Source organism: Alteromonas sp. CNT1-28, assembly GCF_022348345.1.
Lineage (GTDB): Bacteria > Pseudomonadota > Gammaproteobacteria > Enterobacterales > Alteromonadaceae > Alteromonas > Alteromonas macleodii.
This window is the reverse complement of record NZ_JAKREZ010000015.1, coordinates 13865-29642: the sequence shown is the minus strand read 5'-3', so window position 1 is coordinate 29642 and position 15778 is coordinate 13865. Positions and strand designations below refer to the sequence as shown.

Annotated in this window: 14 protein-coding genes; 10 read left to right on the top strand and 4 right to left on the bottom strand. The window is 40.7% G+C overall.

Translation table 11 applies throughout. The annotated features are described in order from the left end of the window. The first annotated feature begins 2 nt into the window (after positions 1-2). Genes MHN02_RS21815 through MHN02_RS10915 form a run of 4 tightly spaced genes read left to right on the top strand, consistent with a single transcriptional unit; the run spans position 3 to position 3370 of the window. Positions 3-1319, top strand: coding sequence for a glycosyltransferase family 61 protein (locus tag MHN02_RS21815; RefSeq protein WP_239246065.1), 1317 nt, complete (start codon positions 3-5; stop codon positions 1317-1319). Further along, positions 1316-1714, top strand: a complete 399-nt coding sequence (locus tag MHN02_RS10925; RefSeq protein ID WP_239246063.1) for an FdtA/QdtA family cupin domain-containing protein — start codon at positions 1316-1318, stop codon at positions 1712-1714. Before MHN02_RS21815 ends, MHN02_RS10925 begins: the two co-directional genes overlap by 4 nt. Further along, the gene (locus MHN02_RS21810) at positions 1701-2258 is read left to right on the top strand and encodes an acyltransferase (RefSeq protein ID WP_239246061.1); all 558 of its coding nucleotides are present in this window, start codon (positions 1701-1703) and stop codon (positions 2256-2258) included. The genes MHN02_RS10925 and MHN02_RS21810 overlap by 14 nt, the downstream gene beginning before the upstream one ends. Further along, on the top strand, positions 2255-3370 hold the full coding sequence (locus tag MHN02_RS10915; protein WP_239246059.1) for a DegT/DnrJ/EryC1/StrS family aminotransferase: 1116 nt from the start codon (positions 2255-2257) through the stop codon (positions 3368-3370). The genes MHN02_RS21810 and MHN02_RS10915 overlap by 4 nt, the downstream gene beginning before the upstream one ends. Positions 3371-3632: 262 nt before the next feature. On the opposite strand, the gene MHN02_RS10910 is transcribed toward MHN02_RS10915, so the two are convergent. The 4 genes from MHN02_RS10910 to MHN02_RS10895 form a co-directional block, all read right to left on the bottom strand. Beyond that, positions 3633-5135 (bottom strand): IS66 family transposase, encoded by a 1503-nt coding sequence (locus tag MHN02_RS10910; RefSeq protein WP_239246057.1) that lies wholly within the window; start codon positions 5133-5135, stop codon positions 3633-3635. Between the two features lie 86 nt (positions 5136-5221). Further along, positions 5222-5572, bottom strand: a complete 351-nt coding sequence (tnpB, locus tag MHN02_RS10905; protein ID WP_100971818.1) for an IS66 family insertion sequence element accessory protein TnpB — start codon at positions 5570-5572, stop codon at positions 5222-5224. After that, positions 5569-5889, bottom strand: a complete 321-nt coding sequence (locus MHN02_RS10900) for an IS66 family insertion sequence element accessory protein TnpB (protein ID WP_239246055.1) — start codon at positions 5887-5889, stop codon at positions 5569-5571. The genes tnpB and MHN02_RS10900 overlap by 4 nt, the downstream gene beginning before the upstream one ends. 203 nt (positions 5890-6092) lie before the next feature. Then, positions 6093-7412, bottom strand: coding sequence for a hypothetical protein (locus MHN02_RS10895; protein WP_239246052.1), 1320 nt, complete (start codon positions 7410-7412; stop codon positions 6093-6095). Positions 7413-7960: 548 nt separating this feature from the next. Here MHN02_RS10895 and MHN02_RS10890 point away from each other — a divergent pair. The 6 genes from MHN02_RS10890 (at position 7961) to MHN02_RS10865 (ending at position 15693) form a co-directional block, all read left to right on the top strand. After that, positions 7961-10408 (top strand): glycosyltransferase, encoded by a 2448-nt coding sequence (locus MHN02_RS10890; protein WP_239246050.1) that lies wholly within the window; start codon positions 7961-7963, stop codon positions 10406-10408. A 19-nt stretch (positions 10409-10427) separates the two neighbouring features. Further along, positions 10428-11306 (top strand): glucose-1-phosphate thymidylyltransferase RfbA, encoded by an 879-nt coding sequence (gene rfbA, locus MHN02_RS10885; protein ID WP_239246048.1) that lies wholly within the window; start codon positions 10428-10430, stop codon positions 11304-11306. Between the two features lie 25 nt (positions 11307-11331). Further along, positions 11332-11877 (top strand): dTDP-4-dehydrorhamnose 3,5-epimerase, encoded by a 546-nt coding sequence (rfbC, locus tag MHN02_RS10880; RefSeq protein ID WP_239246046.1) that lies wholly within the window; start codon positions 11332-11334, stop codon positions 11875-11877. A gap of 45 nt (positions 11878-11922) precedes the next feature. Then, on the top strand, positions 11923-12792 hold the full coding sequence (gene rfbD, locus MHN02_RS10875) for a dTDP-4-dehydrorhamnose reductase (protein ID WP_239246044.1): 870 nt from the start codon (positions 11923-11925) through the stop codon (positions 12790-12792). Between the two features lie 37 nt (positions 12793-12829). Further along, positions 12830-13912: a dTDP-glucose 4,6-dehydratase gene (gene rfbB, locus MHN02_RS10870; RefSeq protein WP_239246042.1), complete on the top strand. Its 1083-nt coding sequence runs from the start codon at positions 12830-12832 to the stop codon at positions 13910-13912. Between the two features lie 86 nt (positions 13913-13998). Next, positions 13999-15693, top strand: coding sequence for a glycosyltransferase (locus tag MHN02_RS10865; RefSeq protein ID WP_239246040.1), 1695 nt, complete (start codon positions 13999-14001; stop codon positions 15691-15693). Positions 15694-15778 lie beyond the last annotated feature (85 nt).

Below are 15778 nucleotides of genomic sequence, written 5' to 3'. Positions count from 1 at the left end.
TTATGAGAGGCAATCTAGAGTTAGTGAATAACTTGTGTATTAAGGGTTGGTGTGTTGAAGAGGGAGTTAGTATACCTGAAGTCGTTATTTTAGTTAACGGCGAATTCTTTAGGAAAGTTTCTTGCCATATAAGACGGCTAGACGTCATAAAGGCAACTAACGTTGATAATGTATTTAATGCTTTTTATGTAGACGTTAATTTAAAAAAAGGGGACGTAGTAAGCTGCGTAACTTCAAAAGGTAATACCGAGTTGACACGTTCGCCAAGAAAAGTACTGACTGAAATTGTAGAAGGCAATGAGTTTGGTATTTCTCAAATAGAAAAACTATATGAAGGTTGTCGTCTAATCAAGAATGAAAAAATTGATACTATTAACGAACGCTCAAAAGGAACAATACCCTTTCACATTTATGAAATTGAAAACGCATACATAAACCATGAGGGAATAATTTATGTAAACGGTATGGTTGTAAGAGAAACGCTTTCGCTTTTTCACTCAAGGGATAATACATCAAGACGTAGTGAACAAAAAGTAGCCAGTGTTTATTCTGAGATTTCCAATTATGATTATGCAACATCCATAGCTTCTTTTGGTGTTCATAACTACTATCACTTTATATTCGATTTTTTATTCCGTTATATTGCATATAAAGAGTTTGAGTTTACTGGTAAATTTCTTCATACAAATTTACAGTCCGATTTTCAAAGCAAAATCTTAAAGGTTTTTAATGTAGAGGGTGGCGAATGCTTGAATGCTGGTGTTCTGCGTTATTATAAAAAGTTATATTATATAAAACCTATAAGAAATATGTTTGTCTATAATAAATATTTTATGGATTTATTTTTATCCAAAGCGCGCTCATTTAGGTTTGACCATAGCTTTAACCTTAAAAAAATTTATCTAAGTAGACTTGGAAACCCAAATAGGTCATTAGAGAATGAGAAAGATGTTATAGATTTTTTGAGAAGTAAAGGTTTTGACATTATAAGCCCTGAAACCTTTTCCATTGAAGAACAGATATCAATGTTTTCTGACGTTGACTTTGTTATTGCACCAAGTGGCGCTGCGCTTACTAATATGATATTCAACAAAAGTCCAGATAAAGTTAAAGTCATAGAGATTTGCCCAGATAGTATCAAATTTGATGGTAGTAATATGAACGAGTTTTGGAGCTCTTTCATGAGTTGCCTTAATGTAAATCATAAGAGAATTTACAGCGAGTCCTTGAGTAAGTGTGATGAGAACATTCATAAACAGAAGTACTTTTTAAATTTGGAAGACTTAAACACTTCAATAAAAGAAATGGAGGGGATGTGAAGTTTATTGATTTTAAACCGTTAGGTGATGATAGAGGATCTCTAGTAGCTTTAGAGAGTGAAAGGTCTATTCCATTCAAGATCGAACGTGTTTATTATATTTTCGGTACGAAAGATGGCGTTTCCCGAGGCTACCATGCGCATAGAAATTTAAAACAGGTAGCAGTTTGCGTGACAGGAAGTTGCCGCTTTATTTTAGATGATGGGTTTGAACGGCAAGAAGTAGTTCTTGATAGTTCAACCAAAGGGCTGCTAATTGAAGGACTAATTTGGCGAGAAATGCACGATTTTACGCCAGACTGCGTATTAATGGTTTTAGCGAGCGACTATTATGACGAAGATGATTACATTCGCGACTATCATAAATTTGTAAAGGAAGCACGTGAGCAACATTAAGATCCATTCACTAGCCGATGTGCAAACAGATTTAATCGGTGATGGTACAACCATCTGGCAATTTAGTGTAATATTAAAGCAAGCGAAAATTGGAGCAAACTGCAATATTAATGCGCTGACGCTTATCGAAAACGATGTGGTCATTGGAGATAATGTAACGGTCAAATCTGGTGTCCAAATATGGGATGGCTTGAGAATTGAGGACAATGTTTTCATCGGACCGAATGTGACTTTTACCAATGACTTTACCCCCCGGTCGAAGCATCGGCCGCCAGAATTTCTGAGAACTACTATTAAGAATCATGCTTCTATTGGTGCAAACGCTACGATTCTGGGAGGTATTTCGATTGGCGAGTATGCACTTATCGGGGCAGGCAGTGTGGTCACTAGAGATATTCCACCACATGCTTTGGTCTACGGTAACCCTGCCAAGCAACATGGCTGGGTGTGCGAGTGTGGATCTAAGCTAGAAGACTTTAGTTGCGCTTCGTGTCACCTTGATTTCGAGATTGTTAACAATAAATTTATTAAGAAAGATATATGATTCCATTTTTAGATTTAAAAGCCATTAATAGCCAGTACAGAGACGATCTTATCAAAGCTGCGACTGATGTTATTGATTCCGGCTGGTATGTTCAAGGGCAACAAGTCAGTGCTTTTGAAGAAGAGTTTGCAAACTACTGTGGTACCAAGCACGCTATTGGGGTTGCAAATGGCTTGGATGCACTAATTCTTATATTAAGAGCTTATAAAGAACTAGGTAAGCTCAAAGAAGGTGACGAAATAATTGTGCCAGCGAATACTTATATCGCTAGCATTCTCGCCATTACAGAAAACCGTTTAAAGCCCATTTTGGTTGAACCACATGAGTCTACCTACAATTTAGACTCAAACTTGATAGAACGCTCTATTACACCAAAAACAAAAGCGGTCTTGGCCGTTCATTTATATGGTCAGCTTGCAGATATGCCAACAATTAACGCTATATCTCAAAAGCATAATTTGTTAGTGATTGAAGATTCTGCACAATCCCACGGCGCTCAAGTAGATGGTCGAAGAGCTGGTAACTGGGGGGACGCCTCTGGTTTCAGTTTTTACCCTGGTAAAAACTTAGGAGCATTAGGCGATGCGGGCGCGGTAACCACAAATGACGACGATTTGGCGCAAGCGATTCGTGCGTTAGGAAACTATGGAAGCCACAAAAAATATGAAAATTTATATCAAGGCGTAAACAGTCGATTAGATGAAATGCAAGCCGCATTGTTAAGAGTTAAACTCAAAAACTTGGACTATGAAACAAGACGGCGTCAAGAAATCGCAACTATGTATATTAATGGGATTAAAAACGATGCGATCGTTTTACCTTTGCAGCCAAATATGACACCTCTTTCACGGCACGATTGTGTGTGGCATTTGTTCGTGATACGAACTAAAGTACGTGAAAAGTTGCAGGCCTATTTGACTGAACGGAGCGTCCAAACCCTAATTCACTACCCCATTGCACCACATCATCAAAAAGCCTACAAAAATTGGCAGCCTCAAAGCTATCCGATTACTGAAGCCATTCACGATGAAGTATTAAGTTTACCTATCAGCCCAGTGCTGGACGATGAGTCTGTTAATCGCGTCATTTCGATAATTAATGACTTTAAATAACATCACGGTTCTCTAAGCAGGAATAATTTTTCTGTAAACGAGTCAATCGTATCTGCAATTGTCCACTTCCCCTTCAGTGAGACAGTGCTGAATCAAAGTTTCTAGTTTTTCTCGGTAAGTGGCAGTTGGCCGGTTACCGAGATTTTCAAATGTTCTTTCTTCGTTTTGGTCCAGACGCCAGCGCCGAGCTATGTCTTCACCAGGCTAAGATTTCGAATTAAGAAGACATCTTAGAACGCTCGTAAGCGTCCGGCAATTCCACCTAGCGCTTAGCAAACTGCCATGGTAGCAGTTGCTCGATTTCGACGTCGGGTTGACTAAGCACATCAAGGCAAGACATTACATACTCGAACACATTGAGGTCGTTGGCCTTTGCTGTTTCGATGATGCTGTAGAGCACCGCACTGGCGTTCGCACCTGTGGCGGTTTGGCTAAACAACCAGTTTTTTCTGCCTATCACGAACGGTTTAATCGCGCGCTCAGCGCGATTATTATCAATCTTTAGTTGGCCGTCGAGTATATAACGTACAAGCTTTTCCCATTGGTTCAAGCAGTATTGTATCGCCTCACCTAATTTGGTTTTCGGTAGCACTTGTTGAGCTGATTTCATTAGCCATGCGTGAAGCTGATTGAGTAACGGCAGGCTCTTTTCTTGTCTGGTAAGGTAGCGCACCTCTACCGTTTTATCTTTTAACTGAGTTTCGATGCGGTAGAGCTTTTGGATATGATTGAGTGCCCAATCTGCTTTGCCACTGCCTTTCTTACCCGCACCTTTTTTGGCTTCCATAAACTTACGACGTGCATGGGCCCAGCAACCGATAAGGGTCGCTTGCGTTTGCTCATAGCCTTGATAGCCGTCTACTTGCAGGTAGCCGTTATAGCCTTGCAGGAAGTCTACTGCGCATTGCCCAGCCCGACTATTGTGATAATCGTACAGCACGATATTAGGTGTCTTTGTGCCAGGTACATTCCCAGCAGGCGAGTCAGCGCCACTGGCATACAGCCACATGTAGCTGTTCGCTTTTTCAGATTCAACGACTTTCAGCATGGTTTCATCCGCTGCGATAACAGGCTGCTTTAACAGATGTTGATGAAGCTGCCCATAAAGCGGTTTAAACGGCTCAGCGCAGCGGATTATCCAGTCCGCCATCGTCTTACGGCTTAATTCGATACCATGTTGTTTGAACATAGATTCTTGGCGATAAAGCGGTAAACCATATTGGTATTTACTGGTAATGATTTGCGCTAATAAGCTTGGAGTTGCGTAGCCTTTTGGAATCACGCTGTGAGGCACAGGCGCTTGTTTCACCTTATTGCTGATACCGTCTTTCTCACAAGTACGGCACGCATATTTAGGGCGGACATGCTCAATCACTTTTACCTGAGCAGGGATAAACTGAAGCTTCTCTGACTTATCTTCACCTATGCGATGTAACTCACTGGCACAACAGTCACAGACTTTATCTTCATCGCTGATATCGTGAACAATAACTTCGCGAGGCAGGTCTTTCGGTAGCGGTTTACGTGTGGGCTTTTTACGAGTGTAGCTAATCGCTTCTTCAGCCGTTTCAGCTTCAGCCTCAACAACCAACTCTTCCGCTTCATTAAACAACTCACCTTGTCCAGGGTGGCCTTCGGTGCTTTTTCCGAACTGCTTGTGCTGGGCAACACGGAACTGTTCTTCTAAATAGGCAATCCGCGCGCTCTTCTCTTCAAGAAGCGCTTCAAGTTCAGCGATGCGGGATTGGTATTCTTTCTCATTCATACCGCTATTATCCCGTATTAAGCTGCTGATTACCTTACATTATTAAGACTATTTCGTGATCGTTAATCGCTACTTATGATCACAGGTTATAAGCCGGATGCGTTGTAGTGCAACGGCTGATGCCCTATGACATCGTAGCCCGATAACAGCCATTGTAGCTGTTGTTCACTCATATGCATCTGTTTTAAGTTCGCATCGACAGGCCATTTAAAGCGATGCTTCTCGAGGCGTTTATACCAGAGTGCGAAGCCCGTTTTATCCCAATAGAGTATTTTGACCTTATCGCGCTTTTTGTTGCAGAAGACAAACAGCGCATCGCGAAACGGATTCAGGTTCATGTCCTGCTCAACCACGACAATTAAGCCATTAATCGATTTGCGGAAGTCGACGATATCCATGTACAGGTAAATGTCAGCAGGCTCAACGAACATCTTCATTCGTTTAATGCCTTCATCACAGCGGCAACCCAGTGAGGGCAGATATTGGTTGGCACGCTAAGTTGAGCGTTTCCCAATTTCAGGAGGAGGTCGCCACCCGTTGCTTCGGTGTAGGATTCAACTTTCGTGACTTCACGCTTCACCTGAACAAACTTGCTACTTGTTCGTTGAAGCCGAATATCGCGACGTCGGGTATAGTAAGTTTGAACGTTAATCTGCTGCTGACGACAAAACTCTACCGCAGTGAGTCCGCTCTGTTTTTGTTGCTCAAATAGATTGAGCCAGTCTTGCACTTCTCTTCGTTGATGTTGCTGCATGGTCACTCCCCTTAACAAAGAGAACACCATGCCGTAGCTAACTCATGAATTAAATGTGGGGATTACCGGACGGACACGAACGCTCTGTGGAATGAACCGTTAAAGCGCTCAATAATGCCATTTTTTGTGGCTTACCTGACAGGATATATCCTAGCTCAATATTATTGGTTTTCTCTTTATAGATGGCGAGTGTGCACCTAAATTCAATAATCCGCAATTTTCCTAATAATTTGCATGATATCTTCAATACTACCCGTGTTAAAAGAGTTATTCGTAGTGCTAGGGAGTACGCCATTCGCAAGCTTATCAGCAATTATATCTTTAATAGACACTGAAGTTGATGGGGCTTTAACCAGAAATCTGGCGTTGGATTGAGCTACCAAATATTTGGGAGCAAGTTTGGCTAAAACTTGTAGGTCTATACTTCCGGCTGTATGAAAAAATACTACTTTGTAAAAGACTCGACTAAGATAATTAAACATCGAATAAGATGAAGAAGAGCCGAAGAGTAACAGAGTCTCATATACCAATGCGTCGTTATTGTACATGAACATCGTCCGACCAAAATTTGGTAGGCCATTATCATAAACAAGATTATTTCTATAGTTGAAATTTGTTAGAATCTCTTCTAAATACGTCTGTGGTGGAAACAGCTTATTTCCTAAATCACCTCCAACCTCTTTTTCCTTATATGAGTCTTTTGAAAACAGCTCTAGTAAGGATTTCCGGCTAATACCTAAACTTACACAAAGCTCGATGCTCGCAAGCATTGCTCCGTGGGAGTTCCAATGAGTATCGCAAACTCTAAATGTATTTTTCGGTGAGCGTTTTAGCGTGTCTGTAAGGGATAATAAATTAAATTCAGGGGGGGATATTTTTTCAATTTGCTGTAGCGGAGTATTTTTGAGCGTTTTAATTGGGTACTTATCCCGCAGTACATACTCTTTTGAAGGCGCTACCAGAAAAACTGACAATAGGTTTTGGGTTTGCGAAATAGACTGGAAGCTTTTCATATACTCAATCCAAGCTTTCTTTGTGTGTTTTGAAAGCTTCACCTTCCCTCGAAATTGATCGACACTTTTATTTGTATCATTATCTAGGAAAAGCCAGTTATCCTCGCCTTTAATTACTTCAAAAGAGCCCTTGATATGGCCTTTATAAAGAGGCGTAAAAGTACTTTCTGAAACTAGTGCTATTGTAAATGTATTTGATTTAAGCTCTATAGCATGCTTAAAACCATAATGTTGCCGCTTCTCCAGCTTATCATTCTTTTGGACTATTTTTTTCTCTACATCAGGCCTACACTCATTTCTTGTTAAGTTATCTACTTGGTCACCGTGCAAGATTACTAGTTCGCCATTTATACTTTTATGATTAACTAACCAGCCGCTAAACTCTAAACAACGGTTATTTAAGTTTTTATAGTCAAACCTTAAATCATTGCTGGGACGATCAAGGCACCACTGGAAACGATCGGATAGCTCGTTTGACAGTGGCTCAACAGATAAGGAATATTGTGACATACAGTGTTTTCTTTAAAGTAGTTGTTACTAATTCATATTTCGGTTCTAAGAATTGCTCAAAAGATCTCAGAGAAAATAGAATTTTATTTTGCTGGCCTGTATTCATTTACAGTAGCCAGAACGCTATTAATCATATCATTTAGAAGAGCTATATGTCGTTTAAAAGCATGTTCAGTGCTTATAAAGTCATTCTTGTGCAACGGTAAATCTCTCAACAGGACCATTAAATTTAATCTAGAACGTTGTATTGTTATCTTCAATTGCGCGAGATATTTTCTATCTTTTTACCGTTACTATCTAATCGTGATTTATATTAACGAGCTGACTAAGTTGAGCGATGTTTCTCCGCATCGTGCGAGCCATTTGCGGAGTTTTTTCTAGTGGACGCCTGGCCTGGACATTAAATTTTGCTGTTGGTTAATCAATTATCCACTTCATAGCCTAAATTATCTTCTTCGATTGGCAATCTATGTTAGAAGCAAATGATGATTACTGAAAAGTTAGTTCTTTTATGGCATCATAGGAAAATAATGGAGTTAGGGTAAAAGATGGTACTAAAAGCGTTCAAACGAAAACTTGCAGGCATATACAGAAGGTCGATCATCGAACCACAACTTTTAAGTGCGCTTGAGCGAGAAAAGTTGTTAGAAAGAGACTGGTATCTTCAAGAAAATCCAGATGTAGCAGCGTCCAAGGTATCGGCAGATTTGCATTTTATACGTTTCGGAATTCTTGAAGGAAGGCTTCCTAATCGATATTTTGATGCAAAAAATGTCGCCGAGCAAATAGAAAATTCTAGTCCCAAACTAGCCCGGTTTTTGAGAGATAATCTTGGTTCTTTCCCATCCTCATACCGTAATGTGACACTAAACGACTTTTCCCATTTTTCGATATATGAACAACTTCAATATCCGAAAGTTGACGTTGTACGAGCAATTAACGAGCGATACCTTAATGTGCATGTTTCAATAATTGTTCCAGTTTACAATGCATTTTTAGAAACAAGAAAGTGCTTAGAATCCATTTTGCTAGCTGAAACACCGAACACTAGTGTTTTCGTTATAAATGACGCAAGCTCTGAAGCAGGGTTTGAAAGACTGGCAAGTGAATACGAAAGTGATAAATTCATTTTTTTAGAAAATACTCAAAACCTCGGCTTCAGTGGAACAATTAATAAAGGTATCAACTACGCACGTAACCTTCGTCCTGATAGCGATATTCTTATATTAAACTCTGATACTATTGTGAGTCGTTGGTGGCTTAAGGAATTAAAACTTGTAGCGAAGAGTAGCGACGAGGTTGGGACAGTTACGGCGGTATCCAATGCAGCAGGCCCTTTTAGTGTACATACATTTTCTTCACCCCCATCTTTGAGCGAAATTAACGTTGTCGCCGATGTTTTACGAGAGAATGCACCTTTGGTTAGCCCACCTTTACCTACGGGGCATGGGTTCTGTATGTATATTAAAGGTGAACTTATAGATGATATAGGTGTTTTCGACAGTCATTCGTTTCCAAAGGGGTATGGTGAAGAAAATGACTTCTGTATGAGAGCGGTTAAGAAAGGGTGGAAAAACACGTTTGCAGCCAGAAGCTTTGTCTACCACAAACAAAATGCGAGCTTCAAAGAACAAAAGGCTAAGTTAATTTCCACAGGGAGAGCAAAAGTAGATTCACTTCATCCTGAGTATAGTGAGTTGCTAGATCGAACCTTTAATGCTAATGCATATAAATCTTTCACATCATATTTAGACTCCGTTATTCAAGTAAATGCAACAACGTCTCAGCCATTGCCTAAAATACTCTACGTTATTTCGACAGAAACTGGAGGGACTCCCCAAACGAATTTGGATTTAATGAAACAGGTATCAGAGAAGTATGAATGTTACTTGCTCGTCTCTAACTCTAAAACTGTGAAATTGTTTGTGCTCGAAGAGAACAACTTAAAGTTGATCCAACTACATGAGTTACATGAAAAGATCCACCCTTCTACTCATGTAAGCGCAGAGTACGACGTTGTGGTATCAAATTGGATTGGGGTGTTAAATATTAGTTTGCTGCACATTCGCCATATTGGTTGGCATAGCTTCGGTCTTATTGAATATTCACGTAACTATGGAACACCTATTGTTTTCAGCTTTCATGACTTTTATACGGTGTGCCCTACGGTAAAGCTTTTAGATGGTGACAAGCAGTATTGTGGCGGTGTGTGCAGTAAAACAAGCAATCAATGTGTTCCTGAATTATGGCCAGCAAAGCAGCTTTCTAACTTGAATGATTTCGAAGTGTATACATGGCAACGTAGATTTAGAAAGTATTTATGCTATATCTCAAGCTTCGTTACTACAAGCGAGTCGACAAAAGAAGTACTTTCTAATGTATATCCGATGATTTCTCCTGATACTTTTCACGTTATTCCGCATGGGCGAGACTTTATTGAGTTTAGTCAACTAGCGAAATACCCAGAGAAAAATAAAAAGTTTAGGCTAGTGTGCCCCGGAAATATAAATGTTGCCAAGGGGTTGGCATTTATAAATGAACTCGCAGAGGTAGCCTCAGATATATTAGAGATTCATATTGTCGGAAAAGTATCTAATGAAGTGCGGCTTTCTTCAAAGCTGATTCTTCATGGAGAATACGAACGTGATCAGTTGAAAGATATTATTGCTAATATCGAACCTTCTTTCGGTGGTGTTTTCTCTATTTGGCCAGAAACTTGGTGTCATACAGTAACAGAATTACTTTCATGCGGCGTTCCTTTATTTACGTTTGGAATGGGTGCTATTGAAGAAAGAGTACGAAGCGGAAATTTCGGGTGGATATTACGGAGCAACAAGCCAATTGAACTAGCCAGTAAATTATCTGATACTTCATTTAGTATAGAGTGGGAAGATAAAGTATTTAATGTCTTGAAATGGCAAAATGGAGAAGGTTTGACTTTGACCTCTCACAATATGGCTTCCCAGTATTTAAATATCTACAAAAATTTAATTTGAATAGACTTAAGGTATTATTTTGAGAAAAGGAATTATTTTGGCTGGTGGCTCCGGCACTAGATTGCACCCGCTAACGAAAGTGGTTAGTAAACAGTTGATGCCTGTTTATGATAAACCAATGATTTTTTATCCGCTAACGACTTTGATGATGTCGGGTATTCGTGATGTTCTTATTATTACTACTCCTGAAGAACAGCAGCGCTTTATTGACCTTATAGGCGATGGCTCCGCGTTAGGAATGAACATTCAGTATGCGGTACAGCCATCACCCGATGGCTTAGCTCAAGCATTTTTAATCGGTGAAAACTTCATTGGCAACGATAGCTGCTCTTTAGTTTTAGGTGATAATATCTACTATGGTCATGACTTGAAATTATCTTTGCAAAGTGCTTATAAGCAAGAGTACGGCGCAACTGTTTTTGGTTATCATGTTAATGACCCTGAACGTTACGGCGTTGTGGACTTTGATGATGAGTGGAATGCACTCTCAATCGAAGAAAAACCTTTGAAACCTAAATCTAATTACGCTGTTACAGGTTTATATTACTATGACAACCGTGTCGTTGACTTAGCCAAGGAAGTTAAGCCTTCGCCTCGTGGCGAGTTAGAAATTACAGATTTAAACAATCTCTATCTGCAAGACGGTTCCCTTAAAGTTGAACTGATGGGACGTGGCTCTGCATGGTTAGATACAGGAACATTAGATTCATTGCTAGATGCGGCAAATTTCGTGGCCGCTATTGAGAAACGGCAGGGCCTAAAGGTATGTTGTCCAGAAGAAGTTGCCTTTAGAATGGGCTACATAAATGCTGAACAGCTAGAAAAGCTAGCAGAGCCGCTTAGAAAAAGTGGGTATGGTGATTACCTGCTTAAAGTAATTAATGACCGCGTAAAGTAGGTTACAGAACGGATATAATATTTATATGCAAGCTGTTAGTACAGAAATACCAGACGTAAAGATAATCGAGTCTAAAGTATTTGGCGATGAGCGCGGCTTCTTCCTAGAAACCTTTCGCACCGACTGGTTTAAGAAAGAGTGCGCGGATGTAGATTTTGTTCAGGACAACCATTCCAAGTCTAGTCAAGGTATCCTTCGCGGCCTTCATTATCAAATGGAGCAAACCCAAGGAAAATTAGTGCGCGTAGTCAGCGGTGAAGTGTACGATGTAGCCGTAGATATGCGCAAAGACTCACCTACATATGGTAAGTGGGTCGGGGTGACGTTATCAGCTGAGAACAAGCGCCAGTTATGGGTACCTGCCGGCTTTGCTCATGGCTTTTACGTAACCAGCGAATCTGCCGAGTTTGTGTATAAGTGCACAGACTATTACCACCCAGAATCTGAAATATCAGTTAAGTACGACGACCCTACCTTAAATATTGACTGGCCATTAGTAAATGGTGAGAAGCCTTCTCTATCAGGTAAAGATGAGGTAGGCCTGGCATTTGTAGACGCACCTACGTTTTAATTGTTATCGGTTTTTTACGGACTTTTTATAGAGTACTAGCGATTAATGAATATTGTAATTATAGGTAAGTCTGGGCAATTAGCTTTTGAGCTTTCTCGTGAACTAGAAAGTAGCGAGCACCAAGTTACGTTTTTAGGGCGCAATGATATAGATATTACGATCGCCTCTAATGTTGAAGAAACACTATCGCCTTTATCGGTTGATGTTTTAATAAACGCATCCGCCTATACAGCTGTTGATAAGGCAGAAGAAGATATAGAAGCGTGTAATGCCATCAATGTACTTGCTGTCGAGAATCTAGCAAAATTCTGTAAAGCAAACGGCGCTTTTATGGTTCATGTGTCTACCGACTATGTATTTAACGGCCACAAAGGTTCGCCTTATCTCACGGATGACCCTATCGAGCCGCAAGGCGCTTACGGCAAATCGAAAGCAGAAGGCGAAAAAGCGCTGCTTGAAATACTACCTGATGCAAGTTGCCTAATTCGTACTGCTTGGGTTTACTCTTCGCATGGTAATAACTTTGTGAACACCATGCTACGTTTGATGGCAGATAAACCTCAGTTGGGCGTAATAGACGACCAAATTGGCACGCCTACATGGGCTAAAGGTTTGGCTGAAGCTTGTGTTTCTGCCGCTTTTAATAAAACCAGTGGCGTGTATCACTGGACTGATGAAGGCGTAGCCAGTTGGTACGATTTTGCGCTGGCTATTCAAGAGCTAGGTGTTGAGAAAGGTTTGCTAGATAAATCGATTCCAGTATTACCTATCCCGTCAAGCCAATACCCTACGCCTGCTAAGCGCCCGCATTACAGTGTATTAGACAAACAAACCGCACGCGAAGCGTTTGCGTCGTATAAGCCTACCCACTGGCGTAAGCAATTAGCCAGCATGCTAGACGAATTGAAAGCGTAAGCGACAAGAACAAGGTTATACTTTTGGTAAAAAGAAAATGAGTAAAACAATTTTAGTAACAGGTGGCGCGGGCTTCATTGGCTCAGCAGTAGTTCGCCATCTTATAAACGACACAGACCACACTGTGGTTAATTTAGATAAGCTGACCTACGCGGGTAACTTAGAGTCATTAACACCCGTTTCAGACAGCGACCGCTATAGCTTTGAACAAGTTGATATTTGTGATGCTGAAGAAGTAAAGCGTGTTTTCAATACGCACCAGCCAGATATTATTATGCACTTAGCGGCAGAATCTCATGTAGACCGCTCTATTGATGGTCCAGGTGAGTTTATTCAAACTAACGTTGTGGGCACATACACGTTGCTTGAACAAGCAAGAGCATATTGGTCAGCACTCGAGGGCGATAAAAAAGCAGGGTTTAAGTTCCATCATATTTCAACCGATGAAGTATACGGCGACCTTCCTCACCCAGATGAAGTTGAGCCGGGAACGGAGCTTCCGCTCTTTACGGAAACAACCCCGTATGCGCCAAGCTCACCATACTCAGCAAGTAAAGCAAGTTCAGATCAGCTAGTGCGTTCGTGGCTTCGCACATACAAGCTACCAACCCTTGTAACTAACTGCTCTAACAATTATGGCCCGTACCACTTCCCGGAAAAGCTTATTCCGTTGGTTATTCTAAATGCCCTAGCTGGAAAGCCGCTACCTGTATATGGTAAAGGTAATCAAATTCGCGATTGGTTGTATGTTGAAGACCATGCACGAGCATTAGTTGTGGTTGCACTAAACGGTGAAATTGGTGAAACCTATAACATTGGTGGCCACAACGAAAAGCAGAATATTGAAGTGGTGCAAACTATTTGCTCAATTCTGGACGAAGTTAAGCCAAAAGATAGCAAATACGCTGATCAAATTACCTACGTACAAGACCGCCCAGGCCACGATATGCGCTATGCCATCGATGCTAGCAAAATTGAGCGTGAATTAGGGTGGAAGCCACAAGAAACTTTCGAAAGCGGTATTCGTAAAACCGTTGAATGGTATTTAGCGAACGAAGGGTGGTGGAATGCGGTTCTTGACGGCAGTTACCAAGGCGAGCGTTTAGGTACCGGAAGCTGATACCCATACAAACCTACAAGTGTTAGACTAGAAAGCCGCTTTAAATAAAGCGGCTTTCGTTATTTTTAAGGCCCTAAATAGTCTACATGAAAAAAATTGTTATGCGGTCAGTGCGTGCCGCCCTTCAACTTATTCCTAAAAACTTAAAAGACAAGCTTAAACAAAACGAACGTTTAACTGGCTTGTATGTCAGGTCGGTAAGAAAGTCTGGGCTATTTTTCGATGCTCCAACGCCTAAACAAACGCAGGCGTTATACAATTATTGGCTTGAAGTAAATGAATCTGCTTTTTCAAAGTCAGCAGGCAAGATCGATGGATGGCAAGCTATAGTATTTGGCACCGATGGCCAAGGCGTAACTAAAGAAAAGCTTAAGGCGCTTGGTGTTAAAACTTGCTTTATTACGAGCGATATAGATAAAAGCACGTTAGAAGAGAATATTGCTAGACTGGATGACCAAGTTCCTACGTTATTACTTAACGGTGGTGATTCATTACAGGAAGTTGCTATTGGCCACCTATGTGATGCTTTGCAAGAAAGCGACTTAGTATATTGTGACACGGATGAACTTGATATTAATGGGGCTAAATCATCACCAAGATTCTTACCCGATTGGAACCCTGAGCTTCAATTCTCTACCGCTTATATCAATACTGGGGTAATGATTAAAACTGCGTTGCTAAAGTCGCTACACATTACTAATCAAACAACAATTGCAGAGATAGTTGCAGAGCTTTCCCTCACTATAAAAAGTTTGGCTGTTAATCATTTGCCGCTGCCCTTGGTGCACGAATCAACAGCTAAAAAAGATGAATCAAATACGCTAGAGCACGTAAAAAAAGTAATAGAACAGTACGCAAAAGCGAAAGTCGAAGCAAACGAGCAATTTAGCGTAAACCGGGTATGCTGGCCTAATAGTAATCCCTTGGTAAGCTTGATCATTCCTACAAAAAACGGGAAAGCCTTGGTTAAAGCATGCATCGAGTCAATCCTGGAGAAAACAGCCTACCTAAATTACGAAATATTGCTGATTGATAACGGCTCTGATGAAAAGGAAAGTATTGAGTATTTTAGTTATTTAGACACATTGGAAAAAGTAAGGGTTCTTCAATACCCGGCGCCATTTAATTACTCTGCAATTAATAACTTCGGTGTTGAGCATGCAAAAGGTTCCATTCTTGGTTTAGTAAATAATGATATTGAGGTTATATCGCCTGATTGGCTAACATATATGGTTGGTCACGTTGAGCGGGAAAGCGTTGGCTGTGTTGGTGCAAAGTTGCTTTATTCCGATACGCGTATCCAGCACGCTGGTGTTGTTTTAGGCTACGGCGGTGGTGCTGGGCATGCTCACAAAAACTTTCCGCGCTTTCATAGTGGTTACTTAAAAAGGATTGTTGCTACAAACAACTACAGTGCGGTAACCGCAGCGTGCTTATTAGTTAAACGCGCGCATTTTAATGCCGTAAACGGTTTGAATGAAAAAGACCTTTCTGTTGCCTTTAACGATGTAGATTTTTGTTTAAAGGTTAAGGGCTTAGGCGTTAATAATGTTTACTGTGCAGAAGCAGAGCTTTTCCATCATGAATCGGTTAGTCGAGGCTTAGATATTTCACCTGAAAAAGCAGCCCGTTTTAATCGCGAATTAGCTTACCTTCAAACAACGTGGAGCGACTTCATAGCAAATGATCCAGCTTACAATCCGAATCTAACGCTAAAGCGTGAGAACTTTTCGATAAGGAGCGCAGTAGAATTGAAAGAGTGTCACATAAGGCATGATTGATGCATAGTGCATCAAACAGAGCTTTGATACACTATTCAAAGAATTAGGCGAGTTAGCCGTAGTATTCATCATTGTTTAAAATTAC

What these genes read in the sequence shown, in the direction of transcription:
- rfbB (WP_239246042.1), top strand. Translation starts at nt 12,830, where the DNA reads ATGAGTAAAACAATTTTAGTAACAGGTGGCGCGGGCTTCATTGGCTCA.
- MHN02_RS10895 (WP_239246052.1), bottom strand. Translation starts at nt 7,412, where the DNA reads ATGTCACAATATTCCTTATCTGTTGAGCCACTGTCAAACGAGCTATCC.
- rfbD (WP_239246044.1), top strand. Translation starts at nt 11,923, where the DNA reads ATGAATATTGTAATTATAGGTAAGTCTGGGCAATTAGCTTTTGAGCTT.
- MHN02_RS10915 (WP_239246059.1), top strand. Translation starts at nt 2,255, where the DNA reads ATGATTCCATTTTTAGATTTAAAAGCCATTAATAGCCAGTACAGAGAC.
- rfbC (WP_239246046.1), top strand. Translation starts at nt 11,332, where the DNA reads ATGCAAGCTGTTAGTACAGAAATACCAGACGTAAAGATAATCGAGTCT.
- MHN02_RS10900 (WP_239246055.1), bottom strand. Translation starts at nt 5,889, where the DNA reads ATGCAGCAACATCAACGAAGAGAAGTGCAAGACTGGCTCAATCTATTT.
- MHN02_RS21815 (WP_239246065.1), top strand. Translation starts at nt 3, where the DNA reads ATGAGAGGCAATCTAGAGTTAGTGAATAACTTGTGTATTAAGGGTTGG.
- MHN02_RS10890 (WP_239246050.1), top strand. Translation starts at nt 7,961, where the DNA reads ATGGTACTAAAAGCGTTCAAACGAAAACTTGCAGGCATATACAGAAGG.
- tnpB (WP_100971818.1), bottom strand. Translation starts at nt 5,572, where the DNA reads ATGAAGATGTTCGTTGAGCCTGCTGACATTTACCTGTACATGGATATC.
- MHN02_RS10865 (WP_239246040.1), top strand. Translation starts at nt 13,999, where the DNA reads ATGAAAAAAATTGTTATGCGGTCAGTGCGTGCCGCCCTTCAACTTATT.
- MHN02_RS10910 (WP_239246057.1), bottom strand. Translation starts at nt 5,135, where the DNA reads ATGAATGAGAAAGAATACCAATCCCGCATCGCTGAACTTGAAGCGCTT.